Origin of the sequence: Salipiger thiooxidans, assembly GCF_900102075.1 — a bacterium.
In the GTDB taxonomy this organism is placed as follows: Bacteria; Pseudomonadota; Alphaproteobacteria; order Rhodobacterales; family Rhodobacteraceae; genus Salipiger; species Salipiger thiooxidans.
This window is the reverse complement of sequence record NZ_FNAV01000006.1, coordinates 199239-225246: the sequence shown is the minus strand read 5'-3', so window position 1 is coordinate 225246 and position 26008 is coordinate 199239. Positions and strand designations below refer to the sequence as shown.

At 69.4% G+C, this 26008-nt stretch carries 28 protein-coding genes; 16 read left to right on the top strand and 12 right to left on the bottom strand.

All coding sequences use genetic code 11. From position 1 onward, the window contains the following. The first annotated feature begins 7 nt into the window (after window positions 1-7). The 6 genes from BLQ77_RS11105 (at window position 8) to BLQ77_RS11080 (ending at window position 6198) form a co-directional block, all read left to right on the top strand. Entirely contained in the window at window positions 8-1084 is a 1077-nt protein-coding gene (locus BLQ77_RS11105) for a branched-chain amino acid ABC transporter permease (RefSeq protein ID WP_008883067.1), read from the top strand. 51 nt (window positions 1085-1135) lie between these two features. Next, window positions 1136-2428, top strand: coding sequence for an ABC transporter substrate-binding protein (locus tag BLQ77_RS11100; RefSeq protein ID WP_089958939.1), 1293 nt, complete (start codon window positions 1136-1138; stop codon window positions 2426-2428). 68 nt (window positions 2429-2496) lie between these two features. Then, a complete protein-coding gene (locus BLQ77_RS11095) occupies window positions 2497-3318 on the top strand; it encodes an ABC transporter ATP-binding protein (RefSeq protein WP_008882929.1) in 822 nt (273 codons plus the stop codon). A gap of 9 nt (window positions 3319-3327) precedes the next feature. Next, window positions 3328-3888 (top strand): RNA 2',3'-cyclic phosphodiesterase, encoded by a 561-nt coding sequence (gene thpR, locus BLQ77_RS11090; protein WP_089958936.1) that lies wholly within the window; start codon window positions 3328-3330, stop codon window positions 3886-3888. A gap of 19 nt (window positions 3889-3907) precedes the next feature. Then, complete coding sequence (locus tag BLQ77_RS11085) at window positions 3908-5122, top strand: phenylacetate--CoA ligase family protein (RefSeq protein ID WP_207545836.1); 1215 nt, start codon at window positions 3908-3910, stop codon at window positions 5120-5122. A 119-nt stretch (window positions 5123-5241) separates the two neighbouring features. After that, complete coding sequence (locus BLQ77_RS11080) at window positions 5242-6198, top strand: calcium/sodium antiporter (protein ID WP_089958930.1); 957 nt, start codon at window positions 5242-5244, stop codon at window positions 6196-6198. 5 nt (window positions 6199-6203) lie between these two features. Here the strand turns inward: BLQ77_RS11080 and arsC are convergent, their stop codons facing one another. The 4 genes from arsC to BLQ77_RS11060 are packed head-to-tail and all read right to left on the bottom strand — an operon-like array spanning window position 6204 to window position 8208. Beyond that, window positions 6204-6542, bottom strand: a complete 339-nt coding sequence (arsC, locus tag BLQ77_RS11075; protein ID WP_089958927.1) for an arsenate reductase (glutaredoxin) — start codon at window positions 6540-6542, stop codon at window positions 6204-6206. Continuing rightward, the gene (locus BLQ77_RS11070) at window positions 6539-7597 is read right to left on the bottom strand and encodes a quinone-dependent dihydroorotate dehydrogenase (RefSeq protein ID WP_089958923.1); all 1059 of its coding nucleotides are present in this window, start codon (window positions 7595-7597) and stop codon (window positions 6539-6541) included. The genes arsC and BLQ77_RS11070 overlap by 4 nt, the downstream gene beginning before the upstream one ends. Then, entirely contained in the window at window positions 7594-7932 is a 339-nt protein-coding gene (locus BLQ77_RS11065; protein WP_008883452.1) for a DUF952 domain-containing protein, read from the bottom strand. Before BLQ77_RS11065 ends, BLQ77_RS11070 begins: the two co-directional genes overlap by 4 nt. A gap of 57 nt (window positions 7933-7989) precedes the next feature. Beyond that, window positions 7990-8208, bottom strand: coding sequence for a putative antibiotic biosynthesis monooxygenase (locus BLQ77_RS11060; RefSeq protein WP_089959123.1), 219 nt, complete (start codon window positions 8206-8208; stop codon window positions 7990-7992). 100 nt (window positions 8209-8308) lie between these two features. Here BLQ77_RS11060 and BLQ77_RS11055 point away from each other — a divergent pair, with 100 nt between their 5' ends. After that, on the top strand, window positions 8309-8881 hold the full coding sequence (locus BLQ77_RS11055; RefSeq protein ID WP_089958919.1) for a TetR/AcrR family transcriptional regulator: 573 nt from the start codon (window positions 8309-8311) through the stop codon (window positions 8879-8881). Between the two features lie 150 nt (window positions 8882-9031). Continuing rightward, window positions 9032-10591: a bifunctional metallophosphatase/5'-nucleotidase gene (locus tag BLQ77_RS11050; RefSeq protein ID WP_089958915.1), complete on the top strand. Its 1560-nt coding sequence runs from the start codon at window positions 9032-9034 to the stop codon at window positions 10589-10591. A 125-nt stretch (window positions 10592-10716) separates the two neighbouring features. Here BLQ77_RS11050 and BLQ77_RS11045 read toward each other — a convergent pair whose 3' ends face one another. Continuing rightward, window positions 10717-11172, bottom strand: coding sequence for a hypothetical protein (locus BLQ77_RS11045; protein ID WP_089958912.1), 456 nt, complete (start codon window positions 11170-11172; stop codon window positions 10717-10719). A 75-nt stretch (window positions 11173-11247) separates the two neighbouring features. Here BLQ77_RS11045 and BLQ77_RS11040 point away from each other — a divergent pair, with 75 nt between their 5' ends. The 5 genes from BLQ77_RS11040 to BLQ77_RS11020 all read left to right on the top strand — a co-directional run bounded on the left by BLQ77_RS11040 (window position 11248) and on the right by BLQ77_RS11020 (window position 15966). Beyond that, window positions 11248-11679 carry a MarR family winged helix-turn-helix transcriptional regulator gene (locus BLQ77_RS11040; RefSeq protein WP_089958908.1) on the top strand — a complete coding sequence of 144 codons (432 nt, stop codon included), beginning with the start codon at window positions 11248-11250 and terminating at the stop codon, window positions 11677-11679. Between the two features lie 170 nt (window positions 11680-11849). Next, a complete protein-coding gene (locus BLQ77_RS11035; RefSeq protein WP_008883054.1) occupies window positions 11850-12338 on the top strand; it encodes a GFA family protein in 489 nt (162 codons plus the stop codon). A gap of 4 nt (window positions 12339-12342) precedes the next feature. Next, window positions 12343-12645 carry a DnaJ family domain-containing protein gene (locus BLQ77_RS11030; protein ID WP_089958904.1) on the top strand — a complete coding sequence of 101 codons (303 nt, stop codon included), beginning with the start codon at window positions 12343-12345 and terminating at the stop codon, window positions 12643-12645. Window positions 12646-12704: 59 nt separating this feature from the next. Then, window positions 12705-13919: a class I SAM-dependent methyltransferase gene (locus BLQ77_RS11025; protein WP_089958901.1), complete on the top strand. Its 1215-nt coding sequence runs from the start codon at window positions 12705-12707 to the stop codon at window positions 13917-13919. A 142-nt stretch (window positions 13920-14061) separates the two neighbouring features. Next, entirely contained in the window at window positions 14062-15966 is a 1905-nt protein-coding gene (locus tag BLQ77_RS11020) for an acyl-CoA synthetase (protein ID WP_089958897.1), read from the top strand. Between the two features lie 104 nt (window positions 15967-16070). Here BLQ77_RS11020 and BLQ77_RS11015 read toward each other — a convergent pair whose 3' ends face one another. The 5 genes from BLQ77_RS11015 to BLQ77_RS10995 form a co-directional block, all read right to left on the bottom strand. Further along, window positions 16071-16352, bottom strand: coding sequence for an ArsR/SmtB family transcription factor (locus BLQ77_RS11015; protein WP_050782236.1), 282 nt, complete (start codon window positions 16350-16352; stop codon window positions 16071-16073). 286 nt (window positions 16353-16638) lie between these two features. Beyond that, window positions 16639-17583 (bottom strand): lyase family protein, encoded by a 945-nt coding sequence (locus BLQ77_RS11010; RefSeq protein WP_089958893.1) that lies wholly within the window; start codon window positions 17581-17583, stop codon window positions 16639-16641. Window positions 17584-17661: 78 nt separating this feature from the next. Then, window positions 17662-18363 (bottom strand): alpha/beta fold hydrolase, encoded by a 702-nt coding sequence (locus tag BLQ77_RS11005; RefSeq protein ID WP_089958889.1) that lies wholly within the window; start codon window positions 18361-18363, stop codon window positions 17662-17664. Continuing rightward, on the bottom strand, window positions 18363-19154 hold the full coding sequence (gene pcaD / locus BLQ77_RS11000) for a 3-oxoadipate enol-lactonase (RefSeq protein ID WP_089958886.1): 792 nt from the start codon (window positions 19152-19154) through the stop codon (window positions 18363-18365). The genes BLQ77_RS11005 and pcaD overlap by 1 nt, the downstream gene beginning before the upstream one ends. Window positions 19155-19344: 190 nt before the next feature. Then, window positions 19345-19773 (bottom strand): FKBP-type peptidyl-prolyl cis-trans isomerase, encoded by a 429-nt coding sequence (locus BLQ77_RS10995; RefSeq protein ID WP_008883105.1) that lies wholly within the window; start codon window positions 19771-19773, stop codon window positions 19345-19347. A gap of 203 nt (window positions 19774-19976) precedes the next feature. On the opposite strand from BLQ77_RS10995, the gene BLQ77_RS10990 reads away from it, so the two are divergent. Together BLQ77_RS10990 and BLQ77_RS10985 are read left to right on the top strand one after the other, a co-directional pair. Beyond that, complete coding sequence (locus tag BLQ77_RS10990; protein WP_089958883.1) at window positions 19977-20654, top strand: haloacid dehalogenase type II; 678 nt, start codon at window positions 19977-19979, stop codon at window positions 20652-20654. Beyond that, the gene (locus tag BLQ77_RS10985; RefSeq protein WP_089958879.1) at window positions 20654-21475 is read left to right on the top strand and encodes an alpha/beta fold hydrolase; all 822 of its coding nucleotides are present in this window, start codon (window positions 20654-20656) and stop codon (window positions 21473-21475) included. Before BLQ77_RS10990 ends, BLQ77_RS10985 begins: the two co-directional genes overlap by 1 nt. A 51-nt stretch (window positions 21476-21526) precedes the next feature. Here the strand turns inward: BLQ77_RS10985 and truB are convergent, their stop codons facing one another. After that, window positions 21527-22441: a tRNA pseudouridine(55) synthase TruB gene (truB, locus tag BLQ77_RS10980; protein WP_089958877.1), complete on the bottom strand. Its 915-nt coding sequence runs from the start codon at window positions 22439-22441 to the stop codon at window positions 21527-21529. Window positions 22442-22659: 218 nt separating this feature from the next. Further along, window positions 22660-24372: a methionine--tRNA ligase gene (gene metG, locus BLQ77_RS10975; protein ID WP_089958874.1), complete on the bottom strand. Its 1713-nt coding sequence runs from the start codon at window positions 24370-24372 to the stop codon at window positions 22660-22662. A 136-nt stretch (window positions 24373-24508) separates the two neighbouring features. Between metG and BLQ77_RS10970 the strand changes: the two genes are divergently transcribed. Beyond that, window positions 24509-25549: an aldo/keto reductase gene (locus tag BLQ77_RS10970; protein WP_089958872.1), complete on the top strand. Its 1041-nt coding sequence runs from the start codon at window positions 24509-24511 to the stop codon at window positions 25547-25549. Window positions 25550-26008 lie beyond the last annotated feature (459 nt).

Here is a 26008-nt window from a genome sequence, read left to right as displayed (position 1 = left end):
AGGCCAGATGCTCTACCGCACGGCCGGACAATTCAAGACCAGCTACCAGGCCGACCAGGCGCTGTTTCCCGTCCGGCAGGACGCGGTGCTCCTGGCGGTGATCCTGGCCTTCGCCTGGGTGATCTTTCCGCTGACGGCGAGCGAGTTCACCTTCCAGACGCTGCTGATCCCGATCCTGATCTACTCGCTGGCAGCGCTGGGGCTGAACCTGCTGACCGGCTACGCCGGGCAGCTGTCGCTGGGCACCGCGGCCTTCATGGGGGTGGGCGCCTACGCCTGCTACAAGATGGTCACGCTGATGCCGTGGCTGAACCCGATCGTGGCGATCCTGTTCTCGGGGGTGTTCAGCGCCGGGGTGGGCGTGGCCTTCGGCATCCCCAGCCTGCGGATCAAGGGCTTCTACCTCGCCATCGCGACGCTGGCGGCGCAGTTCTTCCTCGTGTGGCTCTTCGAGAAGTGGGGCTGGCTCTACAACTACAACGCCTCGGGCGCGATCCAGGTGCCGAACCTCGAGATCTTCGGGGTCTACGTCGCCGGCCCGCAGGCCTCGTCCATCGTGCAGTATTTCGTGGTGCTGGGAGTGGTGACGCTGCTCACCGTGGTCTGCATCAACCTCACCCGCGGCAACCTCGGGCGGACGTGGAAGGCGACCCGCGACATGGACATCGCGGCCGAGCTCATCGGCATCAACCTGATGCGCTCGAAGCTGACCGCCTTCGCCGTGTCGTCCTACGTGGTCGGTGTCGCCGGTGCGCTCTTCGTCTTCATGTGGCGCGGCGCGGCCGAGCCCAACCTCTTCGACATCCCGCTGAGCTTCCGCATCCTGTTCATCGCCATCATCGGCGGGCTCGGCTCGGTGCTCGGCAACTACCTTGGCGCGATCCTGATCGTGGGTCTGCCGGTGTTGCTGAACACGCTGCCCGAGGCGCTCGGCATCCCGATCAGCTCGGCCACCGTCGAGCACCTGAACATCATGATCGTGGGCTCGCTCATCGTCTTCTTCCTGATCATCGAACCGCACGGGCTGGCACGGCTCTGGGCGCTGATCCGGGAGAAGCTCATCATCTGGCCCTTCCCGCACTGACGGGACGGGCGAACCGCAGATCATCGGATAAAAAGGGAGGAGACCTTGAAGATGAAACAGTTCAAGAGGCTGGCCGCCGTGGCGGCGCTGGGCGCGCTCATGGGAACCACCGCGATGGCCGAGGGGCTCTCGACGCCGAACCTCGCCTACCGCACCGGGCCGTTCGCCGCGACGGGCATCCCGATCATGAACGGCCAGGCCGACTACATGGCCATGCTCAACGCCCGCGACGGCGGCATCGGCGGCATCGCCATCGACTTCAGCGAGTGCGAGACCGGCTACAACACCGAAAAGGGCGTGGAGTGCTACGAGAAGACCAAGGGCTCGGCGATCGTGACCCAGCCCTGGTCCACCGGCATCACGCTGCAGGTGCTGCCCAAGACCAACGTCGACGAGATCCCGATCCTAGCACCCGGCTACGGCTTCTCGCCGATGGCGGACGGGGCGGTGTTCCAGTGGGCCTTCAACACCCCGCTGAGCTACTGGGACGGGGCCTCGATCATCCTGAAGTACCTCTCGGAAATGGGCGATCTGAACGGCAAGAAGGTTGCCTTCCTGCACCTCGACCACCCGTTCGGCAAGGAGCCGCTGCCCTATCTCGAGATGAAGGCCGAGGCGATGGGCTTCGAACTGCTGCCGATCCCGGTGGGCCTGAAGGAAATGCAGAACCAGTCGGCGCAGTGGCTGCAGATCCGCCGCGAGCGTCCCGACTACGTGGTGCTCTGGGGCTGGGGCGCGATGAACGCCGGCGCCATCACCGAGGCCGCAAAGACCAAGTACCCGATGGAGAACATCCTCGGCGTCTGGTGGGCCGGGCATGACGCCGACCTCAAGCTCGTGGGCGAGGACGGCAAGGGCTACAAGTCCGTCAGCTGGTCTTTCCCGAACCCAGACGCGCCGGTCATGGCCGACGTCAAGAAGTACGTGATCGACGCGGGCAAGTCGCAGACCAACCCCGAGGAGATGGAAGGCGTCTTCTACTCCCGCGGTCTGGTGATCTCGGCGATCCTTGCCGAGGGCATCGTGGTGGCGCAGGAACATGCGGGCAAGCCCGACATCTCTGCCTCCGACCTGCGCTGGGGGCTCGAGAACCTCAACCTCACCGAGGAGCGGCTCGAAGAGCTCGGCCTCACCGGCATGGTGCCGCCGTTCTCGACCTCGTGCTCGAACCACACCGGCCACTCCGGCGGCTGGATCCTCGAGTGGGACGGCGCGAAATTCGTGAAGGCGTCGGACCTCATCATGCCCGACAGCGAGGCCATCTCCGAGCTCGAGATGGCGAAGGCCAAGGAATACGCCGAGGCCAACGCGCCCTGGCCGGTCAACGAAGACTGCCAGATGTGAGCTGACACGACCGGCGGCGGCGCCAGCCGCTGCCGCCGGGCCGTGACCCATAGGAGAAAGATGAAATCATGCTGGACGCCGGGCGCACCGAGACCCTTCTCGAGGTCAACAATATCGAGGTGATCTACAACCACGTCATCCTCGTGCTGAAAGGCGTGTCGCTGTCGGTGCCCAAGGGCGGCATCACGGCGCTGCTGGGCGGCAACGGCGCGGGCAAGACCACGACGCTGAAGGCGATCTCGAACCTGCTGCACTCCGAGCGCGGCGAGGTCACCAAGGGCTCGGTCATGTATCGCGGCGAGCGCGTGCAGGATCTCGACCCGGCGGCGCTGGTGAAGAAGGGCGTGATCCAGGTGATGGAGGGACGCCACTGCTTCGAGCACCTGACCATCGAGGAAAACCTGATGACCGGCGCCTTCACCCGGCGCGACGGCAAGGCCGCGGTCGAGCGCGATCTCGAGATGGTCTACGACTATTTTCCCCGGCTCAGGGAGCGGCGCAAGTCGCAGGCCGGCTACACCTCGGGCGGCGAGCAGCAGATGTGCGCCATCGGGCGGGCGCTGATGTCGCGCCCCGAGACGATCCTGCTGGACGAGCCGTCGATGGGCCTTGCGCCGCAGCTGGTGGAGCAGATCTTCGAGATCGTGAAAGCGGTGAACGAGGGCGAGGGCACGTCGTTCCTGCTGGCCGAACAGAACACCAACGTGGCGCTGCGCTACGCGCATTACGGCTACATCCTCGAAAACGGGCGCGTGGTGATGGACGGGCCCGCGGCGGACCTGCGCGAGAACCCGGACGTCAAGGAATTCTACCTCGGCATGTCGGACGACGGCCGCAAGTCGTTCCGCGATGTGCGCTCCTACCGCCGCCGCAAGCGCTGGCTGGCATGACACGGGGCGATGCGCTGCTTTCTCGGCCTGCCGGTTCCCGAGCCGCTGCTGCCGCTCATGCTCGGGCTGCAGGAGGCGGTTCCGGTGGGGCGGCCGGTGCCCGAGGAAAACCTGCACCTGACGCTGGCCTTCCTCGACGACCAGCCCGAAGCGGTGCTGGACGAGCTGCACATGGCCCTCGACGGCAGTCCGCTGCCGGGCTGCGAGATGGCAGTCGCGGGGCTCACCGCCTTTGGCGGGCGGCGGGTGAAGCTGCTGGCGGCAGAGGTGGCGCGCGCACCGGGGCTCGTGGCGCTGCGCCGCGCGGCGCTGAAGGCGGTGACCGCGGCGGGGATCGAGCTGCCGCGCGAGAGGTTCCGCCCGCACGTGACGCTTTTGCGTTTCGGCGCGGGGCTGGGTCCGGCGGACCGGGCGCGGTTCGAGGAGGCCGTGGCGCACCATGCCGGGGTGCGCTCCGACCCCGCGCCGGTCGAGGTGATGAGATTGGTGGGGTCGGTGCTGACGCCCGCGGGCGCGGTCTACGAGACCCTGGCGGAATACAGGCTGGACGCAGGATCCGGGGAAGACTGAAAGGGAGGCTCGGCTGAGCATGTATTACGACGACCTGGAAACCCGCAGCGCCGACGAGCGCGCCACGGCGCTGGCCGAGGCGCTGCCCACGCAGATCGCGCGAGCCCAGAAGTTGCCGGGCTATGCCACGTCGCTGGCCGGGATCGACGCGGCGTCGGTGACCGACCGCGCGGCGCTTGCCGCGCTGCCGGTGCTGCGCAAGTCGGCGCTGGTCTCGGCGCAGGGGGCGGCGGCGCCCTTCGGTGGCTACGCGGCGCGGCCTGCGCACGGCTTCGCGCATGTCTTCCAGTCGCCGGGCCCGATCTACGAGCCGGGCGGGGCCGAGCACGACTGGTGGCGGCTGGGGCGTTTCCTCAACGCCTGCGGCATCGGGCTGGGCGACATCGTGCAGAACTGCTTCGGCTATCACCTGACCCCCGCCGGCATGATCTTCGAGAACGGCGCGCGGGCCGTGGGCGCCGCCGTGCTGCCCGCCGGCACCGGCCAGACCGAGCTGCAGGCCCGCGCCGCGCATGACGTGGGCGTCACCGCCTACGCGGGCACGCCGGATTACCTGAAGCTGATCCTCGAGAAGGCCGACGAGATGGGGCTCGAGCTCAGGATCGCGCGGGCGGCGGTGTCGGGCGGGGCGCTGTTCCCGTCGCTGCGCCAGTTCTACGCCGACCGCGGCATCTCGTGCCGGCAGTGTTACGCGACGGCGGATCTCGGCATGGTGGCCTACGAGAGCGAGGCGATGGAGGGGATGATCTGCGACGAGCAGGTGATCGTCGAGATCGTGACCCCGGGCACCGGCGACCCGGTGGCCCCGGGCGAGGTCGGCGAGCTGGTGGTGACCACGCTCAACCCGGACTACCCGCTGGTCCGCTTCGCCACCGGCGACATGAGCGCGGTGATGGAGGGCGAGAGCCCCTGCGGCCGCACCAACCTGCGCATCAAGGGCTGGATGGGCCGCGCCGACCAGACCACCAAGATCAAGGGCATGTTCGTGCGTCCCGAGCAGGTCGCCGCGCTGGTGGCCAAACATTCCGAGATCGACCGGGCCCGTGTGGTGGCCAGCCGCGACGGCGAGATGGACGTGATGACCGTGCGCATCGAGACCGTTGCCGAGGATCCGGGCGCCTACGCCGGCACGATCTCGGAGGTGCTGAAGCTCAAGGGCATCGTCGAGCTGGTCAAGCCCGGCGGTCTGCCCCGCGACGGCGTGGTGATCGAGGACACGAGGCAATACGACTGACCGGCGGCGCGCCGCCACCGGCGCGGGGACATTCATCGAGAGGGGGTTGACCGGCCAACGGCGCCCCCCATCTCACGGCTAACGCGGTTCAGCGCGTGTCTTCGGGTGATCCCCCCATCATGAACATCGTTCTTCTCGTCCTGGGCCTTGTCGGACTTGTCCTGGGAGGCGACGCGCTTGTGCGCGGCTCGGTCGCGCTCGCGCGCCGGCTCGGCCTGTCGCCGCTGGTCATCGGCCTGACCCTCGTCGGTTTCGGAACCTCTCTGCCCGAGCTGGTGACCAGCCTTCAGGCGGCCTGGGTCGGCTCGCCGGGCATCGCCGTGGGCAATGTCGTCGGCAGCAACACCGGCAACATCCTCCTGATCCTCGGGATCGCCGCGCTGATGGCGCCGATCGCGGTCGAGCGCGCCGCCTTCCGGCGCGACGGCACGGTGCTTCTGGTTGCCACCGCGCTCTGCCTCGGCTGCACGCTGATGGGCGAGATCGGGCGGGTTGCAGGCGCCGCGCTGGTGCTGGCGCTTCTGGCCTATGTCGGCGGCACGCTGGTGCAGGAACGCCGTCGCGCCACCGCCGCGCAGGCGGTCTTTGAGGCCGAGGCCCAGGTCTTCGACATCCCCGAAGGGCGCCCCTGGCGTGACCTGCTGCTGACCTTCGGCGGGCTCGCGGGGATCATCCTCGCGGCGAAGCTCCTCGTCACGGGCGCGGTGGGGCTGGCCCAGATGGCGGGGATTCCCGAGACGGTGATCGGTCTCACCATCGTTGCCATCGGCACATCGATGCCCGAGCTTGTCACCTCGGTGTTGGCGGTCCGCAAGGGGCAGGGCGACGTGGCATTCGGCAACATCGTCGGCAGCAACATCTTCAACATACTGGGCATTCTCGGCGTCACGGGGCTGGTGCAACCGCTGGCCGTCCCGCCCGAGATCATCCGGCTCGACATCTGGGTGATGCTCGGCGCAACGCTGGCCCTGACGCTCTTCGCGACGACCGGCTGGCGTGTCAGCCGGCGTGAGGGCGCGCTTCTGCTGGCGGCCTACGTGGTCTACGTGGGCTGGCTGGTGGCGACCGCGATCTGAGCGCCTCAGAGCAGCTCGAGCACCCGTTCCGGCGGCCGCCCGATCACCGCGCGGTCGCCGTCTATTGCGAGCGGGCGCTCGATCAGCTTGGGCTCTTCGGACATGGCGCGCAGAAGGGTCTCGTCGTCGCTGTCAGGCGCAAGCCCCAGTGCGCGGAACGCGGGCTCGCTGCGGCGCATCATCTCGATGGCGGGCAGCCCGAGCGCGGCTTGCGCGGCGCGCAGCTCGTCGAGCGAGGGCGCGTCCTCGAGATACTTGCGGATCTCGGGGGCCACGCCGTGCTCCTGCAGCAGCGCCAGTGCTGCGCGGGATTTCGAGCAGCGCGGATTGTGCCAGAGGATCACAGCCAGTCCTCCCGGCCGGTGCCCACCGCCTCGGCCACGTTGGCAAAGCCGTCGCGGGCGAGCAGGGCGTCGAGCCCGGTGACGATCTCGGGCACGAGGCTCATGCCGCCGTAGACCAGCGCAGTGTAGACCTGCACCGCCGAGGCACCCGCGCGGATCTTGGCATAGGCCTGTTCGGCGTTCGAGACCCCGCCCACGCCGATCAGCGGCAGCTTGCCCTCGGTCAGCACCGAGAGCCGCGCCAGCACGCGGGTGGATTTCTCGAAGAGCGGGGCGCCGGAGACCCCGCCGGCCTGATCGCGCAGCGGCGACACGAGCCCTTCGCGCGAGAGGGTGGTGTTGGTGGCGATCACGCCCGAGACGCCCGAGGACAGCGCCACCTCGGCCACGTCCGCAAGGCCCGCCTCGTCGAGATCCGGCGCGATCTTGAGGAAAACCGGAATCGGGTGCGCCAGCGCCGCGCGCGCCTGCATGACCCCCGCCAGCAGGCCCGCCAGCGCGTCCTTGCCCTGCAGGTCGCGCAGCCTCTCGGTGTTGGGCGAGCTCACGTTGACGGTGGCGAAATCGAGCTCCTCGCCGCAGCGGCTCAGAACCTGCGCGAAATCGGCGGCGCGGTCGCTGCTGTCCTTGTTGGCGCCGAGGTTGAGCCCCAGCACCATGTCCCTGGGGCGGCGCATCAGGCGGCCCGCGACCGCCTCCATGCCGTCGTTGTTGAAGCCGAAACGATTGATCGCGGCGCGGTCCTCGGTCAGCCGGAAGAGCCGCGGCTTGGGGTTGCCCGGCTGCGGCCGGGGCGTCACGGCGCCGACCTCGACGAAGCCGAAGCCCGATTGCGACAGCGCCTGCAGAGCCTCGGCGTTCTTGTCGAAGCCCGCGGCAAGACCCACCGGGTTGGACAGCTCCAGCCCCGCGACCGTGCATGCCAGCCGCTCCGAGGTCAGCGTGCCGGCCGAAGGCGCCAGACCCTTGCGCAGCGCCGCGAGGGCGAGGCCGTGGGCGCTTTCGGGATCCATCCGGTGCAGCAGCGCGAGACCTGCGCGTTCGAACAGGCTCATGTCATGTCATCCGGGAACAGGTGGCCGCCGACTTCCAGCGGCAGCGGGCGCGACCAGCGCACGTCCGCCAGCCGCAGCGGGCCGTAGAGATGGGGGAAGAGCGCACCGCCGCGCGAGGGCTCCCACTTCAGCTCGGGGCCGAGAGTGTCGGCCTCGAGCGCCAGCAGGTAGAGACCCTCTATGCCGTCGAAATGCTTGGACGCGGTCTCGCGCACCTGTTCGAGGGTCGAGAAATGCACATAGCCGTCGGCCACGTCGATGGGGGCGCCTGCGGTCTCGTTTTCGGCCTGCAGCGCGGCCCATTCTTCGGATCTGAGGATCTTGTAAATAAGCATGGCATCCAGATGCCGGGGAACGCCCCTCCGGTCAATCCCCGGCGAGGCGCCTTCGCCTCACAGCCAGCGGGCGAAATGCCGGTGGATGCGGGGGATGATCACCCAGATCATCGAGATCACGATGATCGGCACCAGCACGAGATTGCGCTGCCATATCTGCCAGTCGCCGGTCAGCGGCGTGAGCGCGTAGATCAGCCCGGTGACAAGCGGATAGACCATGAAAAAGACCAGGACGGCGAAGCGGGGGCGGGAGGGGGCGCGGGCGGTGCGGGACATGTGCGTCTCCATAATGGAACGGAACGTATCGTTCCTATAGAGGCTGGCCTCCGGCGCTGTAAAGCCGTATGAGGGAAAAAACCTTGGACGATCGCCAGCAATGACCGAAAAACGCGCATCCATCGGCGCCCGACGCAACCCCGCGACCGAATCCGCCGTGCTGGATGCGGCGGTGGAAATCGTCGAGGAGCAGGGCATCGGCGCGCTCACCATGGAGGCGGTGGCCCGGCGCGCGCGGGCGGGCAAGGCGACGCTCTACCGCTGGTGGCCGACCCGCGGGGCGCTGCTGCTGGCGGTCTACCAGCGCCAGAAGACGATCACGAGCTACCCCGACACCGGCACGCTCGAGGGTGACGTGAAGGCCTTTCTGGACACGCTCTTCGCCCACTGGAGCCGCCCTGAAGGCGGCATCTTCCGCCACATCGTCGCGGCCTCGCAGGGCGACGACGATGTGCGCGAGGCGCTCGAGGCCTACCGGCAGGACCGGCTGGACAGCCTGTCGGTGCTGTTCGAACGGGCGGTGCAGCGCGACGAGCTCTCGGACGAGGTGCCGCCGCGGAGCATGGCGCAGGCGATGATGGCGATGGCCTGGCTGCACCTGCTCGTCGACCGGCTCGACGCCGACACCGGCGGCATCGCGCGGACCCTGGTGCGCGGCTGGACCCGGCCATAACCCGATCCGGGCAGGCGTTTTCCGGGCATCGGCGCGCCGCGTCAAGGCAGTGTCGCCGAGCCGGGGCAGGGCAGGGGCAGCGGCGCTTTGACAGCGCCGCAGAAGCGTTGCAACATCCTTGACATAAACGCCTACAGAGAGGTTCTCCCGATGACTTTTCGTCTGCTGAGCAGTGCCGCGGCGCTTGCGATCACCGCTGGCGCGGCAAGCGCCGATTACTCGCTCACCATCCTCCACACCAATGACTTCCACTCGCGCTTCGAGCCGATCAGCAAGTACGATTCGACCTGCTCGGGCGAGGACAACACCGCGGGCGAGTGCTTTGGCGGCTCCGCCCGCCTGGTGACGGCGCTCGAAGAGGCGAAGGCGCGGCTCGACAACTACCTGCTCGTCGACGGCGGCGACCAGTTCCAGGGCACGCTGTTCTACACCTACTACAAGGGCAAGCTCGCCGCCGAGATGATGAACAAGATGGGCTACGACGCGATGACCGTGGGCAACCACGAATTCGACGACGGCCCCGAGGTGCTGCGCGGTTTCGTCGATTCGGTCGATTTCCCGGTGCTGATGTCGAACGCCGACATCTCGGGCGAGCCGCTGCTCTCCGATGCGATCATGAAATCCACGATCATCGAGAAGAACGGCGAGAAGATCGGCCTCATCGGCCTCACCCCGCAGGACACCGACGAGCTCGCCTCGCCGGGTCCGAACATTGTCTTCACGGCCCCCGCCGACGCGGTGCAGGGCGAGGTCGACAAGCTGGCCGAAGAGGGCGTCAACAAGATCATCGTGCTGTCGCACTCGGGCTACAAGGTCGACATCTCGGTGGCCGAGAACACCACCGGCGTCGACGTGATCGTCGGCGGCCACACCAACACCCTCCTGGGCGAGATGGACGGCGCCGAGGGGCCCTATCCGACCATGGTGGGCGACACCGCCATCGTCTCGGCCTATGCCTATGGCAAGTTCCTGGGCGAGCTCAACGTGACCTTCGACGATGACGGCAACGTCGTCTCGGCCGAGGGCGCGCAGCTGATCATGGACGCCTCCGTGGCCGAGGACGCGGCCACCGTCGACCGCATCGCCGAGGCCGCCGCGCCGCTGGACGAGATCCGCAACAAGGTGGTGGCCGAGACCTCGGACGAGATCGTCGGCTCGCGCGAGATGTGCCGCGCCGAGGAATGCCCGATGGGCAACCTCGTGGCCGACGCCATGCTCGACCGGGTCAAGGACCAGGGCATCGACGTCGCCATCTCGAACGGCGGCGGTCTGCGCGCCTCGATCGACGCGGGCGAGGTGACCATGGGCGAGGTGCTGACGGTGCTGCCGTTCCAGAACACGCTCTCGACCTTCCAGGTCAAGGGCAGCACCCTCGTCGAGGCGCTCGAGAACGGCGCCAGCCAGATGGAAGAGGGCGCCGGCCGCTTCCCGCAGGTCTCGGGCATGTCCTTCACCATCGATCCCTCGGCCGAGCCGGGCAGCCGGATCTCCGACGTCAAGGTCGGCGGCTCCGACATCGACCCCGAGAAGGTCTACGGCGTGGTGTCCAACAACTACGTGCGCAACGGCGGCGACGGCTACAAGATGTTCGTGGACGCCGAGAACGCCTACGACTTCGGACCCGACCTTGCCGACGTGACGGCGGAATACCTCGCCGCCAACGCCCCCTACACGCCCTACACCGATGGCCGGATCACCGTGAAGGAGTGATCCCCGCCGCCTGAACGGCTGCAGGACAGGGGAAGGGCGCGCGGACCGGGGTCTGCGCGCCCTTTCTGCATCCCGGGGGCCTTCATCCGGCGGCCTGCATCCGGGGGCCTGTACCCAGCCGGACCTCACGCGCGACGCGGCGCGCGGGCGCGCATCGCCAGACCCGCGGCAAGGTTGCGCCCCAGCAGCACGATGTTCACCGCCCCGGCACAGAGCTCCACCGCCTGCACCGTGGCGTAGGGCCCCGAAAGATCCCCCGCCCGCGCCCGCAGCCCGAGGAACACCGCCGCCGGGATCATCACCAGCAGCCCGTTGACCGCGGCCAGCCGCATCCGCCGCAGCTTGGCCCGCGCGGCGGGGCCGGGCACGCGCCCCGCCAGCCGGGCGCCGCTCGCCCCGGCGGTGGCCAGCGCCAGCACCAGAAGCGGCAGCGCGTAGAGGATGCCCTGCCGCAGCACCACGACGGTGGCCGCAGACGCGCCCAGCTCGCACCAGAGCGCGAGCGACCAGAAACAGGCGACGAGGCCAAGCGCCGCGGCGCCGGAAACCCCATGCAGCGTGACGAGACGGGAACGGGACATTGCGACTCTCCTTTTGAATAGCGAGCTATGTATATGCTGATTGCATAGCGCGCTATGTAAGTATAGGCAAGCCCCATGAGCGATTTCGACAAGCACCGGTCCGCCGGCTATCTGGCCAACCACATGGCGCGGGTCTTCGCCCACGCCCTGGCCGAGCGCATCCGCCCGCTCGGGCTGGCGCCGGGGCAGTTCATGACCCTGATCGAGCTCTGGCGCGAGGACGGGCTCACCCAGCGCGACCTCGTGGCCCGGCTCGACGTTGAACAGGCCACCATGGCCAACACGCTGAAGCGGATGGAACGCGACGGGCTGATCGCCCGCCGCGCCCATGACAGCGATTCCCGCGCCCGCACCATCCACCTGACCGAGCACGCCCGCGCCCTGCAGGGCCCCGCCGAGGCCGCCGCCAACGCGGTCAACGCTCAGGCCATGCGCGGCATGAGCGGCGCCGAGCGTAGCGACTTCATCCGCCTCATGACCCACGCCATCGACTCCTTGAAGCCCTGACCCTTCATCTTGCCGGATAAACTCCGGGGGAGTCCGCGCCAGCGGACGGGGGCAGCGCCCCCGGCTTCCGCGTCGCTTGGCGCAACGCCGGGCCACGTCCCCGACGCATCCGCCGCTGGCCAAACCGCGCGCGGACGGGCATCCTGCGCCGGGAATCCTGGGAGTCACCCATGCAAGGCCACTGCACCTGTGGAGAAATCGCCTACCGTCTCGCCGAGGCGCCGCTCGTCGTGCACTGCTGCCACTGCACGTGGTGCCAGCGCGAGACCGGCTCGGCATTCGCGCTCAACGCGCTGATCGAGACCCGCCACATCAAGCTGCTCTCCGGGCGCCCGGGCGAGCGGCTGGTGCCCTCGGCCAGCGGCAAAGGGCAGACCATGGTCGGCTGCGCGACCTGCGGCTGCACGCTCTGGTCGCATTATTCCGGCGCCGGGCGGGGCTTCGCCTTCGTCCGCGCCGGCACTCTCGTCGACGCCGCCCGCATCACCCCCGATGTGCACATCTACACCACCACCGCGCACCCGTGGATCACCTTCCCCGAGGGCGCGCAGGTCTTCCCCGAGTATTACCGCCGCTCCACCACCTGGCGCCCCGAGGCGCTGGCCCGGCGCGAGGCCGAGCTCGAACGCCTCGCGCAGGAGCAGCAACAGCAGCAGTGAGCCCATGGACCATCCGCTGATCGACCTCATCAACGCGCGCATCCGCAAGGCCGAGGAGGAGGGCGCCTTCGACAACCTCCCCGGTGCGGGCAAGCCGCTGCCGCCCTGCGACGATCCCGAGAACGCGGTCTTCAACCGCATCCTCAAGGACAACGGCGCGGTGCCCGAGTTCGTGTCGCTCTCGAGCGAGCTGGCCAGGCTGCGCGAGACGCTGCTCGAGACCGCCGACCGCAGCGAGCGACGGCGCATCATGCAGGAGGTTTCGCTGCTCGAGGCGCGCATCGAGCTTGCCCGCAAGGCCCGCTGAGGCTTGGACATTCCACGCCGCCCGTGCGAGGGTCCGCGCGGCGCGAAGAGAGCAGGCACATGGTAACGGTCAAGGAACAATACGAGGCTTATCCCTACCCGGAGCGCGATCCGGCCGAGGAGAAGGACAGGCTGATCACGGGCTCGCCGTCGCATCCGCTCGAGATGGACCACTTCCTGTGGTCCGGGCAGCGCGACTGGTCGCGGCCGCTGCGGGTGCTGGTGGCGGGTGGCGGTACCGGCGACGGGGTGATCCAGCTCGCCACGCTGATGGACAAGGCCGGCGCGCCGGCCGAGATCACCTATCTCGATCTCTCCACCGCCTCGCGCGAGATCGCCGAGGCCCGCGCCGCGGCGCGTGGCCTGACCACCATCACCTTCCGCACGGGCAGCCTGCTCGATGCCGCGGCGCTGGGGCCCTTCGACTACATCGACTGCTGCGGCGTGCTGCACCACCTGCCCGAGCCCGAGGCCGGCTTCCGGGCGTTGCGTGCGGCGCTGGCGCCGGGCGGCGGCATGGGCTTCATGGTCTACGCCCCCTACGGCCGCAGCGGCGTCTACCCGCTGCAGGAGGCCTTCGGCGCGCTCTTCGACGGGCTCGCCCCGGCCGAGCGGCTCGACCGCGCCAGGCGCGTCGTGGCGGCGCTGCCCGAGGGGCATCCGTTCCTCGCGAACCGCAACCTCGGCGATCACCACGCCAGCGACGCGGGCTTCTACGACCTGTTGCTGCACGGGCAGGACCGCGCCTATTCGGTGGCCGACCTGCTGGGCACGCTGGGCGCCACCGGCTGGCGGCTGGCCAGCTTCACCACGCCCGCGATCTATGACCTGTCCCGCATCACCAATGTGCCCGAGGGCATGGCGCCCGAGGAGCAGATGGCGGTGGCCGAGAAGCTGCGCGGCACCATCCGCATGCACGTGGCCTATGCCGTTCCCGACGACAGCGCCGCGACCGTGGCCACCGGCAGCAACCGCAGCCTCGTGCCGCACCTGCGCGGCGTGCAGCGCCAGACGCTCGCCCGCGCCGTGGCCCATGGCAAGCCGCTGCCGCTGCGGCTGGGGCAGCTCTCGGCCGAGCTGTCGCTCCCGCGCGAGGCGGCGCCGGTCATCGCTGCCATCGACGGGCAGCGCACGCTGGACGAGATCGCCCGCGCCGCAAGGCTGGATGCGCTGGGCTTCGGACTGCTCTGGACCCGGGTGCAGGAGACCCTCGCGCCGTGGGGCCTGCTGCTCTATAGTGGCCTCCTTCGCAAGGCCGGCCGGGCAGGGCGCTGAGTCCCCCGCGCCGGGACGTTGCGTCGCGAGGAGATTGCCGTAGCGTCCCGTCCCCTTGCGCGGGCGCGGGTTCCTTTCCAGACTATCCGGCGAGGAACACAGATCCCTGCGATGCGCGGGAGATGAGGGAGGAGCACCGTCCATGACCTTTGCGTCCGTGGCCGAAAGAGATGCCATCGAAGCCGAAATGCCGTGGGAGGCGCGTGGCGTGCCCACGACGCTCTATGGCCAGCTCGAGAAGACCGCCAAGGCCCATCCCGACCGCCCTGCGGTCAGCTACCAGCTGCTGTCGGGGCCGGGCGATCCCGCCGAGACCCTGAGCTGGCGCGAGCTGTTCGAGCGCAGCACGCAGGCGGCGAACCTGTTCCGCAGCCTCGGCATCGGCGAGAACGACGTGGTGGCCTACGTGCTGCCCAACTGCACCGAGGCCGTCTGCGCGCTGCTCGGCGGCGCGGTGGCGGGGATCGTCAACCCGATCAACCCGCTGCTCGAGCCCGAGCAGATCGCCGCCATCCTGCGCGAGACCGACGCCAGGATCGTGGTGACGCTGAAGCCGTTCCCCAAGACCGACATCGCCCAGAAGGTGGCCGAGGCCTGCCGCCACGCGCCGCACGTGACCACCGTGCTCGAGGTCGACCTGAACCGCTATCTGAGCCCGCCCAAGTCGTGGATCGTCCCCTTCCTGCGGCCCAAGGTCACCGTGAACCCGCATGCGGACGTGCTCTGCTTCAACCGCGAGATGCGCAAGCAGCCGAAGACTCTGACCTTCCGCGACAGCCAGACCGACCGGGTCGCGGCCTATTTCCATACCGGTGGCACGACGGGCATGCCGAAGGTGGCGCAGCATCTCTACTCGGGGATGCTCTACAACGGCTGGCTGGGGAGCGAGCTGCTCTTCACCGAAGAGGACAACATCATGTGTCCCCTGCCGCTGTTCCACGTCTTCGCGGTGCACGTGATCCTGATGTCGGCGATCTGCTCGGGCGCGCACGTGGTCTTCCCGACGCCTGCGGGCTACCGGGGCGAGGGGGTCTTCGACAACTTCTGGAAGCTGTGCGAGCGCTGGAAGATCAGCTTCGTCATCACCGTGCCGACCGCGGTCTCGGCGCTGATGCAGCGCAAGGTGGACTCGGACATCTCGACCGTGCGCGCGGCCTTCTCGGGGTCGGCGCCGATGCCGCTGGAGCTGTTCAAGCGTTTCGAGGCCGCCTGCGGCGTGACGATCTGCGAGGGCTACGGCCTGACCGAAGCCACCTGCCTCGTGTCGGTGAACCCGCCTGCAGGGGTGAAGAAGGTGGGCTCCATCGGCATTCCCTTCCCCTACACCCATGTGAAGATCATCCAGCAGACCGCCGAGGGTCCGCGCGAATGCGCCATTGACGAGGTGGGCGAGATCTGCGTCGCCAACCCCGGCGTCTTCCCTGGCTCGACCTATACCGAGGTCGACAAGAACCATGACCTCTTCCACGAGGGCATCTACCTGCGCACCGGCGACCTCGGGCGCATGGACGCGGATGGCTACCTCTGGATCACCGGGCGCGCCAAGGACCTGATCATCCGCGGCGGCCACAACATCGACCCCGCCGAGATCGAAGAGGCGCTGCTGGCGCACCCGGCTGTCGCCTTCGCCGGGGCCATCGGCCAGCCCGACGCCCATTCCGGCGAGCTGCCCTGCGCCTTCGTCGAGCTGGTCTCGGGCGCCGAGGTCACCGAGGACGAGCTGATGACGCATGCCCGGCGGCACATCCACGAGCGCGCGGCCTATCCCAAGCACCTGACGATCCTGCCCGAGCTGCCCAAGACGGCAGTGGGCAAGGTCTTCAAGCCGGCGCTGCGGATGCAGGCGATCACCCGCGTCTACAACGGTGCGCTCGAGGCCGGGGAGCTGGCCGCACGGGTGGTGTCGGTTGTGGACGACCGCAAGCGCGGGCTGGTGGCCAAGGTCGAGCGCAACGGCGCCGATGCCGAGGCCGTGGGCCATTGCCTCGGCAGCTTCGTGCGGCCGTGGGACTGGGCCGAGACGGTGCCGGAAACCGCGGCGGAGTGAGGGCCGGAAACAGCCAGCCCGGCGATGGGATGTCGCCGGGCGGGGCTTTGCCGTGAGGCTCTGGGGGGGCTCTCAGGCGCTCAGGGGAGCTGAATGTCGGGCGCTCACTCGGCGCAGAAGATGTCGTAGAGCAGGTTGATGACCCGGCTCGTGTCCTCGGTGGCGAGGCTGTAGAAGATCGTCTTGCCCTCGCGCCGGGTGCTGACCAGCCCCTCTTCGCGCAGGCGCGCCAGCATCTGGCTCACCGCCGCCTGACGGATCCCGAGCAGCGATTCCAGCTCGCCCACCGACCTCTCGCCCGATCCCAGATGGCACAGGATCATCAGCCGGCCCTCGTGGGCCAGCGTCTTGAGGAAGGCCGCGGCGTTGCGCGCGTTGGAGGCCATCACGTCGGGCGGCGGGGACATTTTCTGGTCGTTCACTTTGGGACCTCTTTGCAGTCGCGGCTGATATAACACTTTCCCAAGGGATTGCGAGACGGCTGGCGGGTGCATCCTCCGCGGGCATGACTCGACAGGCAAAACGAACCTCCGGGCCGCTTGGTTCCGCCGGATCATCGCCTTGACCCGGTGGCGTGGGCGCGTCCCGCTCACCGCATTGGCAAAGCGTGGAGCCTCGCCCGGGCAAGGTCCCGCGCACCGCACCGGCAAAGCGCCGCGCCCAATCAGGGGGTTAACCGCCCTGCACCGCACTGGCAAAGCGTCGCGCATCGTCGGTTGCCTCGCCCGGTGACAGCGTCTCTGCCAGCGCCCGTGCGTGGCACAGCGCGGCCCCGCCCGAGAGCATGATCTGGGGCAGCGCCAGCCATTCCTGGAACCGGCCCGCCGCGCCATCGGGCGTCTCCGCGAGGGCGCCCTCGAGCGCCGAAGCGTGGCGGTCGAGCGCCACCAGTGCCGCCTTGGAGACGCCCTGATCCGCGGCCTCCGCGACCCGCCCCGGCACCGCCAGCACGGCGATCAGCCGCGCGGTCCAGCCTGCAATCCGGGCGAGCGGGGCGCGGGTGTCGGGCCAGCCGTCAGCGGGCAGGTGCAGGTTCAGCGCCGCGGCCAGCGACGCGCGCAGGGGCGCGGCACTTTCCGGGGCGCCCTCCATGCGCAGCGCCACCGGCAGCCCGGCGGCGCGCAGCTCTGTCAGCTCGTCGCGCAGCGCCAGAAGCGGCCAGCCACAGGCCTCTATGGACGCCGCATCGCCCGCCGTTGCCAGCGTCTGAAGCAGCCCGGCAAGCTCCGTCTCGCAGAGGCTCAGTGCCTGCCGCAGCCGCAGCATGAGCGCGCAATCCGCCACGTCGGTGGGCGGCACCCCGTGGCAGAGGTGCTGCGCGTGCTCCGGTGCCTGCATCAGGTCGCGGAAGGCCGCCACCAGCGCCGGCACGGGCGTGCCGTCCACCGCTGTCGCGGCGGCAAGCCCGCCCGGGTCGATCTGCAGCTCGAGCGAGGCGCGGTGGATGGCCTGCGCCGAGACCCCGGGGATGAGCCCCGCCGCGCCCTGCACCTTGGCGAGGGTGCCGAGCACGATCATGCCAGCCCGGATCTCGGCGCTGTCCGAGAACAGCCGCCCCAGATCGCCGGGCGAAAAGAGCCTGTGAAGATGGGCGCTGTCGAAAGGGGTGGCGGTCATGCTGTCCTCGTGCTGCGATGGGCGCCCCTCTATAGGCGCAGTCCATCGCGCTGGCCAGCGGCTCAGCGGGTCAGTGCGTCAGCCGCGCGCGAGGCCGTCCAGCAGCGCCGCCAGCGCCCGGGGCTCCGAGAAGAAGGGCGAATGCCCCCACGGCCGCTCGACGACGTGCAGGCCCGAGGCCATCTCGCGCTGCGCGGCGGGCGGAATGGCGCGGTCCCCGGTGCAGAGGATGTAGCTGCGCGCCACGCGCTCGATGCCGCCTTCGAGCCGCACCGGCGCCTCGGTGGGAGCGATGGGCTGCGGCGACATCCGGTCCAGTGCTTCGGCGACGCGTGCTTCGGGGCAGTCGTGGTAGAAGATCTCGGGGGCCAGCGCCGGGTCGAAGCCGAAGCTCAGCCGGTCCGGCGCCACCCGCACCGCCGGGCGCAGCGGGCGCTCGGCCTGCCGCCGCTGGAGCGAGGCGACGCTGTCGCCGTCGCGGGGCAGGTAGGCGCAGAGATAGACCAGCCGCGCCACGCGGCCGGGCGCGCGGTCGGCGGCGCAGGTGGCGGGCACCCCGGCCATGGAATGCGCCACCAGCACGGTCTCGTCCTCCAGCGCCGCGAGGATCGCCGCCACGTAGGCGTCGAGCGTCACCTCCCCGACCGGCGTCGGGTCGCCGCCGTGCGAGGGCAGGTCGATGGCCACGGCCTCGTGCCCGAGCGCTGCGAGCTCCGCGCTCAGCGCCCGCCAGCACCACGCGCCATGTGCGGCACCATGCACGAGCAGGAACCGCGCCATCAGCCGAGGTGCCCCTGTGCGGTGATGAACTCGGTCAGCAGCGTGGCATAGGCTTCGGGGGCTTCGACGCAGGGCAGGTGGCCGGCGCCGCGGATCAGGCGGAACTGCGCGCCGGGGATCAGCTCGACGGTCTCGCGCACCAGATCCGGCGGTGTCGAGCCGTCCTCGCTGCCCGCGATGCCGAGCGCGGCCAGCCTCAGGCCCGAGGTGGGGGTCATGAAATCGGTGCCCGCGATGGCATGGCAGCAGCCGACATAGCCGCCCCGGTCGGTGCGCTCGAGCATGTGCCGCCACGCGGCAAGCTCCGGCGTCGCGCGGAAACGGGGCGAGAACCAGCGCTGCATGGTGCCCTCGGCCAGCACCTCGACGCCGCCGGCCTCGACCGCGGCGATGCGCTCGGCCCAGATCTCGCGGGTGCCGATCTTGCAGGCGGTGTTCGACAGCACCAGCGCGCGCACGAGATCGAGCCGCTTGGCCGCGAGCCCCTGCGCGATCATGCCGCCGATGGACAGCCCGACATAGACCGCGTCGCGAAAGCCCAGCCGGTCCATCAGGCGCTCGCTGTCACGCACCAGCGTGCCCATCGAGTAGGGCCCCGCGGGCGCGTCCGAGAGCCCGTGCCCGCGCATGTCGTGGCGCAGGATGCGCAGCCCCGGCGGCAGCAGCGCCACCACGCGGTCCCAGACCCGCAGGTCGGTGCCCAGCGCGTGGGCGAAGACCACCGGCGCGCCGTCCTCGGGCCCGTCGATGCGGTAGTGCAGGCGGATGTCGCCCAGATCGGCCATGTGCATGGGAAATCCCCTCCGCGTCCTCTGCCCGCTCTAGCGCGTTTGCCCCGCCGCGCGGAAGCGGCAATCACGCACGGGGGGCCACAAGCAGAAAGGGCGCCCCGACGGCGCCCCTCCCTTCATCTTGCCAGATAAACTCCCGCCGGAGGCGCCCCGACCGCGCGGCCGGGTGCTCCGCTCGGGGAGTCCCGACTCAGGCGATCTCGACCAGCTCGATGGCGAAGGTCAGGTCCTTGCCGGCGAGCGGGTGGTTCGCGTCGAGCGTCACGACCTCTTCGGTCACCTCGGCCACAACGACCTGCACGGTCTGGCCGGTGGGCGTCTGCACCTGCAGCTGGGTGCCGAGGTCGAGCGGAATGTGGTCGGGAATCTCGGTCCGGGGCACCTGCTGGCGCGCTTCCGGGTGGACCGGGCCATAGGCTTCGTCGGGGGCGATTTCCACGGTCTTGCGGTCGCCCACGGTCATGCCGGGGATGGCCTGGTCGAGGCCGGGGATGATCTGGCCCGAGCCCACGGTGAATTCCAGCGGATCGCGGCCCGCGCTGGAATCGAAGGTGGTGCCGTCGGAAAGGGTGCCGGTGTAATGGATGCGGACGGTGTCGCCGGTCTTGACCTGCGTCATGGGATCTCCGTTCGTTCTGGATAAGTTGGGAAGGGTGAGGGCGCGTGTGCGGCCCGGGTGAATGGACGAGGCCGCGCTGGGCGGGTGCTCGTATTGCTGCCCCAATGCTAGCGATCCTGCCCGCGGATTGCAAACAGACGCCTGTTTTTGCCTTTTCCCCCGCCACGGTGCGTGCCACCCTCCGCCGCAGGAGGACCCGGCCCATGACGATAACCCACTGCATCTTCGACGCTTATGGCACGCTCTTCGACGTGGCGGCGGCTGCGCGAGACGCCGCGCGCGAGCCGGGACAGGATGCGCTGGCCGGTGTCTGGCAGGCACTGGCCGAGGACTGGCGGCGCAAGCAGCTGGAATATTCCTGGCTGCGGGCGATCACCGGCGATCACGTGGGATTCTGGCAGGTGACGCAGGATGCGCTCGACTGGGCGATGGCGCGCCACGGCCTCTCCGAGCCCGCGCTCCGTGCCCGGCTGCTGGCGCTTTACTGGGAACTCGCCGCCTTTCCCGAGGTGCCCGAACTCCTGACCCGGCTCAAGGGAATGGGCAAGACCTGCGCCATCCTCTCGAACGGCTCACCCGACATGCTCGAGGGTGCGGTGGCCAGCGCCGGGCTCGGCGACCGCCTCGACGCGGTGATCTCGGTCGAGGAGGTGCACGTCTTCAAGCCCGCCCGCGCGGTCTATGACCTCGTGGGCACGCATTTCGGCACGGACCCGGCCGAGGTGCTCTTCGTGTCTTCCAACGGCTGGGACGCTGCCGCTGCCGCTGCCTACGGGTTCGCCACCGCTTGGGTGAACCGCGCGGGCCTGCCGCAGGACCGCCTGCCCGGCGTGCCCACGCACGTCCTCACCGACCTCTCCTCGATTCCGGAGCTTCTCTGATGCCACGTTTCACCACTTCCGACGGCCTGTCGCTGCACTACACCGACGAGGGCGAGGGGCTGCCGCTGCTCTGCCTCGCCGGGCTGACCCGCGACGGCCGCGACTTCGACTACGTCGCGCCCCATCTCAAGGGCGTGCGGCTGATCCGCCTCGACTACCGCGGGCGCGGCCAGTCGGACTGGGGCGATCACGCGACCTACACCATCCCCGTCGAGGGCCGCGACGCGGTCGAGCTGCTTGACCATCTGGGCATCGACCGGGCGGCCATCCTCGGGACCTCGCGCGGGGGGCTCATCGCCATGGTGCTGGCGGCCACCGTCAAGGACCGGCTGACGGGGGTCGCGCTCAACGACATCGGCCCCGAGATCGCGCCGGCGGGGCTCGATGTCATCAAGGGCTATCTCGGTCGCAACCCGGCCTGGAAGACCCATGACGAGGCGGTCGCCAAGCGCGCCGCCGCCATGACCGCCTTCGAGAACGTGCCCGAGAGCCGCTGGCGCGAGGAGGTGGAGAAGTTCTACCGCGAGACGCCGGAGGGGCTGGTCATCACCTACGACCCCCGGCTGCGCGATGCGGTGCTGGGCGACGGCGCCCAGCCCGCCGCCGACCTCTGGCCGCTCTTCGACGCGCTGAAGGGCCTGCCGCTCTGCTGCATCCGGGGCAAGAACTCGGATCTGCTGTCGGACGAAACCTATGCCGAGATGTGCACCCGCCGCCCGGACATGGTCGCGGTCGAGGTGCCGGGGCGCGGCCACGTGCCCTTCCTCGACGAGCCCGAATCGCTCGACGCGCTGCGTCGCTGGCTCGGCATGCTGCGCTGAGCGCCCGCGACGTCGCATGGCCCGGCGTCGCCCGCCGGGCCGGACGCGGGCTTACTCGGGCGCGGGCTCGACGAAGACCCGGTTCGGGTGCAGCTCGCCGGCCTTGAAGATGCCCACCGCGACGGCGCGACCGTCGAGCGAGGCCCAGGCCTCGTCGCCGTATTCGACGTCGCCGGGAATCACCATGCCGGGGTTGCCGTTACGCAGCCGCACCGCGCCCTCGGGGGTGCAGCGCAGCTCGGGCAGGTCCGCAAGCCCGACTTCCAGCGGCAGCAGCCTGGCGTCGAGTTCGGGCGTCTTGGCGAGCGCGTCGATCTGCTCCACGGTGATGCCGTCCTCGGCATCGAAGGGCCCCGACCAGATCCGGCGCAGCTTCTGCACGTGGCCGTGGCAGCCCAGCGTTTCGCCGAGGTCGCGGGCGATGGCGCGCACGTAGCCGCCCTTGCCGCAGGTCATTTCGAGCTCGACGTGGTCGGCGTCGGGGCGTCCGGTCAGCACCAGTTCCTCGACCCAGAGCGGGCGGGCCTCGATCTCCATGGTCTCGCCGTCGCGGGCGCGCTTGTAGGCGCGTTCGCCGTCGATCTTCACCGCCGAAAACTGCGGCGGCACCTGCCGGATCTCGCCCACGAAGCCATGCAGCGCTTCCTTGATCTCGTCATCCGAGGGGCGCGCATCGGACGAGGCGATGACCTCGCCCTCGGCATCGTCGGTGTTGGTCCGCTGCCCCAGCCGCACGGTGAAGCGGTAGGCCTTGAGCGCATCGGTGATGAAGGGCACGGTCTTGGTGGCCTCTCCCAGCGCCACGGCAAGCACGCCGGTCGCCTCGGGGTCGAGCGTGCCCGCGTGGCCGGCCTTCTTGGCCGCAAGCGCCCAGCGGACCTTGTTGACCACGGAGGTCGAAGTCATGCCTGCCGGCTTGTCGACGATCAGCCAGCCGGAAATATCGCGGCCCTTCTTGCGTGCCATGGTCTGCCCTCTGTGTGGTGAGGCGCGCGAGGTAGCAAGCCCGCGCATCGCTTGTCAATCGTGCAGGGCAGGGGCGCGGCCCCCGCCGCGTGTCTCCGCCGAGGATGGGGCTGGCCGTACAACGCCCGGGCGACATGCCCTGTCATCCAGTGGCCCCAAATATCCCCGCCGGAGGCATCCGGCCGTCCCGCCCGCGACGGGGCCGGGACGGGGTCGGATCAGTCCCGCTTGCCGGCGAAGCGCTGTTGCCAGTCCTCGCGCTCCTCGTCGGTGATCTTGCGGAAGGTCACCTCGGGCACCACGAAGGCATGGCCCGCGGGCAGGGTGGCGAGCGCCGCCGCCACGTCGTCGGGCCAGCTGTCGTCGGTGGTATTGAGCGCGGTCAGCAGCTGGGCCGAGGCATCGGGGATGAAGGGCTGCGAGATCACCGCGTAGAGCCGGATCACGTTGAGCGCGAGGCGGATCTGCGCGGCGGCGGCCTCGGGGTCGGTCTTGAAGGTCGACCAGGGCGCGGCTTCCTGCAGGTACTCGTTGCCGAGCACCCAGGCCGCCCGCAGCGCGGCGGCGGACTTGCGCACCTCGGCGTGGGCCATGTGCTCTTCGTACTCGCGCACCTTCGCGGTCAGGTCGGCGATGAGCTGTTCCTCGCGCGCCCCCGGCGTGCCGCCGTCGGGGACGACCTCGCCGAACTTCGAGCGGCAGAACTTGGTGACGCGGCTGGCGAAGTTGCCGAGCACGTCGGCAAGGTCCTTGTTGACCGAGGTCTGGAAGTTCTCCCAGGTGAATTCGGCGTCCGAGCTCTCGGGCGCGTGGCTGAGCAGCCACCAGCGCCAGTAATCCGCCGGCAGGATCTCGAGTGCTTGGTCCATGAACACGCCGCGCCCGCGCGAGGTCGAGAACTGGCCGCCGTCATAATTCAGGTAGTTGAAGGACTTGATGTAGTCGACGAGCTTCCACGGCTCGCCGGAGCCCAGGATCGTGGCCGGGAAGGTGAGGGTGTGGAAGGGCACGTTGTCCTTGCCCATGAACTGGGTATAGGTCACGTCCTCCGCGCCCTTGTCGGTGCGCCACCAGCGTTCCCAGTCGTCACCCTTGCCGGCATCGACCCATTCCTGGCTGCAGGCGATGTATTCGATCGGCGCGTCGAACCAGACGTAGAAGACCTTGCCTTCCATGCCCGGCCAGTCCTCGGCACCCTTCTTCACCGGGATGCCCCAGTCGAGGTCGCGGGTGATGCCGCGGTCCTGCAGGCCGTCGCCGTCCTGCAGCCACTTCTTGGCGATCGAGGTGGTCAGCACCGGCCAGTCGCTCTTGCTGTCGATCCAGTCCTCGATCTCGGTCTTGATCTGGCTCTGGCACAGGAAGAGGTGCTTGGTCTCGCGCATCTCGAGGTCGGTCGCGCCCGAGATCACCGAGCGCGGGTTGATCAGGTCCACCGGGTCGAGCTGCTTGGTGCAGTTGTCGCACTGGTCGCCGCGGGCATCCTCGAAGCCGCAGTTGGGGCAGGTGCCCTCGATGTAGCGGTCGGGCAGGAAGCGGCCGTCGGTGGGCGAGTACATCTGCCGCTCCGAGACCTCGCGGATCAGCCCGCGCTCGGCGAGCACGCCGGCGAAATGCTGGGTCAGCGCGTGGTTCTGCGGGCTGGACGAGCGCCCGAAGTGGTCGAAGGACAAACGGAAGCCCTCGGCGATGCGCGCCTGCACCTCGTGCATCTCGGCGCAGTATTCGGCCACCGGCTTGCCCGCCTTGGCGGCGGCCAGTTCGGCCGGGGTGCCGTGCTCGTCGGTGGCGCAGAGGAACAGCACCTCGTTGCCGCGCGCGCGCTGGTAGCGGGCGTAGAGGTCGGCCGGCAGCTGCGAGCCCACGAGGTTTCCGAGGTGCTTGATCCCGTTGATGTAGGGGATCGCCGAGGTGATGAGGTGCCGTGCCATGGATCGCCTGTCTATTGGTCCGGTTTCGGGCTGCTTTAACGGATGTGGCCGGAGGTGGAAAGATCCGGCGTTTGCGGGCTTGGCTTTGGCGTGTCGCTGCGTAGGTTGGCGCCTGACAAGACGCAGGAGACGAACGATGAAGATGAATCCGCTGGGCCGCACGGGCATGATGGTCTCGGAGCTGTGCCTCGGCACGATGACCTTCGGCAACCAGACCGCCCCGGAAGACGGGCACGCGCAGATCGAGCGGGCCTTCGACGCCGGCATCAATTTCATGGACACCGCCGAGATGTACCCGGTGAACCCGGTGCTGGCCGAGACCGTGGGCCGCACCGAGGAGATCATCGGCGACTGGTTCGCCAGCACCGGGCGGCGCAGCGACTGGATCCTCGCCACCAAGCACACCGGGGATTCGAAGCTGGTGCGCGACGGCGCGCCGATCAGCAGCGCCACCATCCCGGGCGCCGTCGAGGGCTCGCTCAAGCGGCTCAAGACCGACGTGATCGACCTCTACCAGTTCCACTGGCCGAACCGGGGCAGCTATCACTTCCGCCAGAACTGGCGTTTCGATCCGTCCTCTCAGGACCGGCTGTCGACCGTGCAGCACATGCACGACGCGCTGGGGGCCCTGCAGCGCGAGGTCGAGCGCGGCACGATCCGCGCCTTCGGCCTGTCGAACGAGAGCGCCTGGGGCACCGCCATGTGGCTGCGCATCGCCGAGGAGGCGGGCGGTCCGCGGGTGGCCTCGATCCAGAACGAGTACTCGCTGCTCTGCCGCCTGGCGGACACCGATCTGGCCGAGCTGATGGTGAACGAGGACGTGGGCCTGTTGCCCTTCTCGCCGCTGGGCGCGGGGCTGCTGACCGGCAAGTACCAGGGCGGCGCGGTGCCCGAGGGCTCGCGCATGGCGCTGAACGGCAATCTCGGCGGGCGCAAGTCCGAGCGGGTGTTCGGGGCGGTGGATGCCTACCTCGAGGTGGCGCAGCGCTTCGGGATCGACCCGGTGCACATGGCGCTGGCGTGGACGGCGCAGCGGCCCTTCGTGGCCTCCTCGATCTTCGGCGCGACGACCATGGCGCAGCTCGAGCACCTGCTCGCGGCGTCCGAGCTGACGCTCTCTTCCGAGCTGCTCGAGGCGCTGGACGACGCCCACAAGGCGCATCCGATGCCCTACTGAAGACAGGGCCGGGCCCCCGGGCCCGGCTTTGCACGGTGGGGGCGGGGCCTTGACCGGGTTCAGGCCTGCGGATGTCTGCCAATAGGCTTGCCGGTGGGGCCATTGCCCTGCTGCCGGTTCCGTGGACAGCCGGCCCAAAAGATTGGTCTTGCCGTGCGACTGTCCGCGCCGACGCGTTGATCAAGCCGGGGTGTGACCTGCGACGCCCTTCTGGCCGAAGCTATGTTCGCCCGAGACCTTGCTCCGCATGGCCCTTGCGCCTCCTGACCCTCCCTCACCCTCAGCTATACTCCGGCTGAACCCTGCCCCGCGCGGAACAAGGCCGAAGGCCGCCGCGCATCGCCGGCCCGCCCCCCGGGCTGGCGATCTGGCCGGGCTTGGTGCGACGTGTCGGGGTCTTTCGGATTTGGCCGGGGTAAATCGAGAGGTTCGAAGGGCAGGCCGCCATCCCGCGGGCCG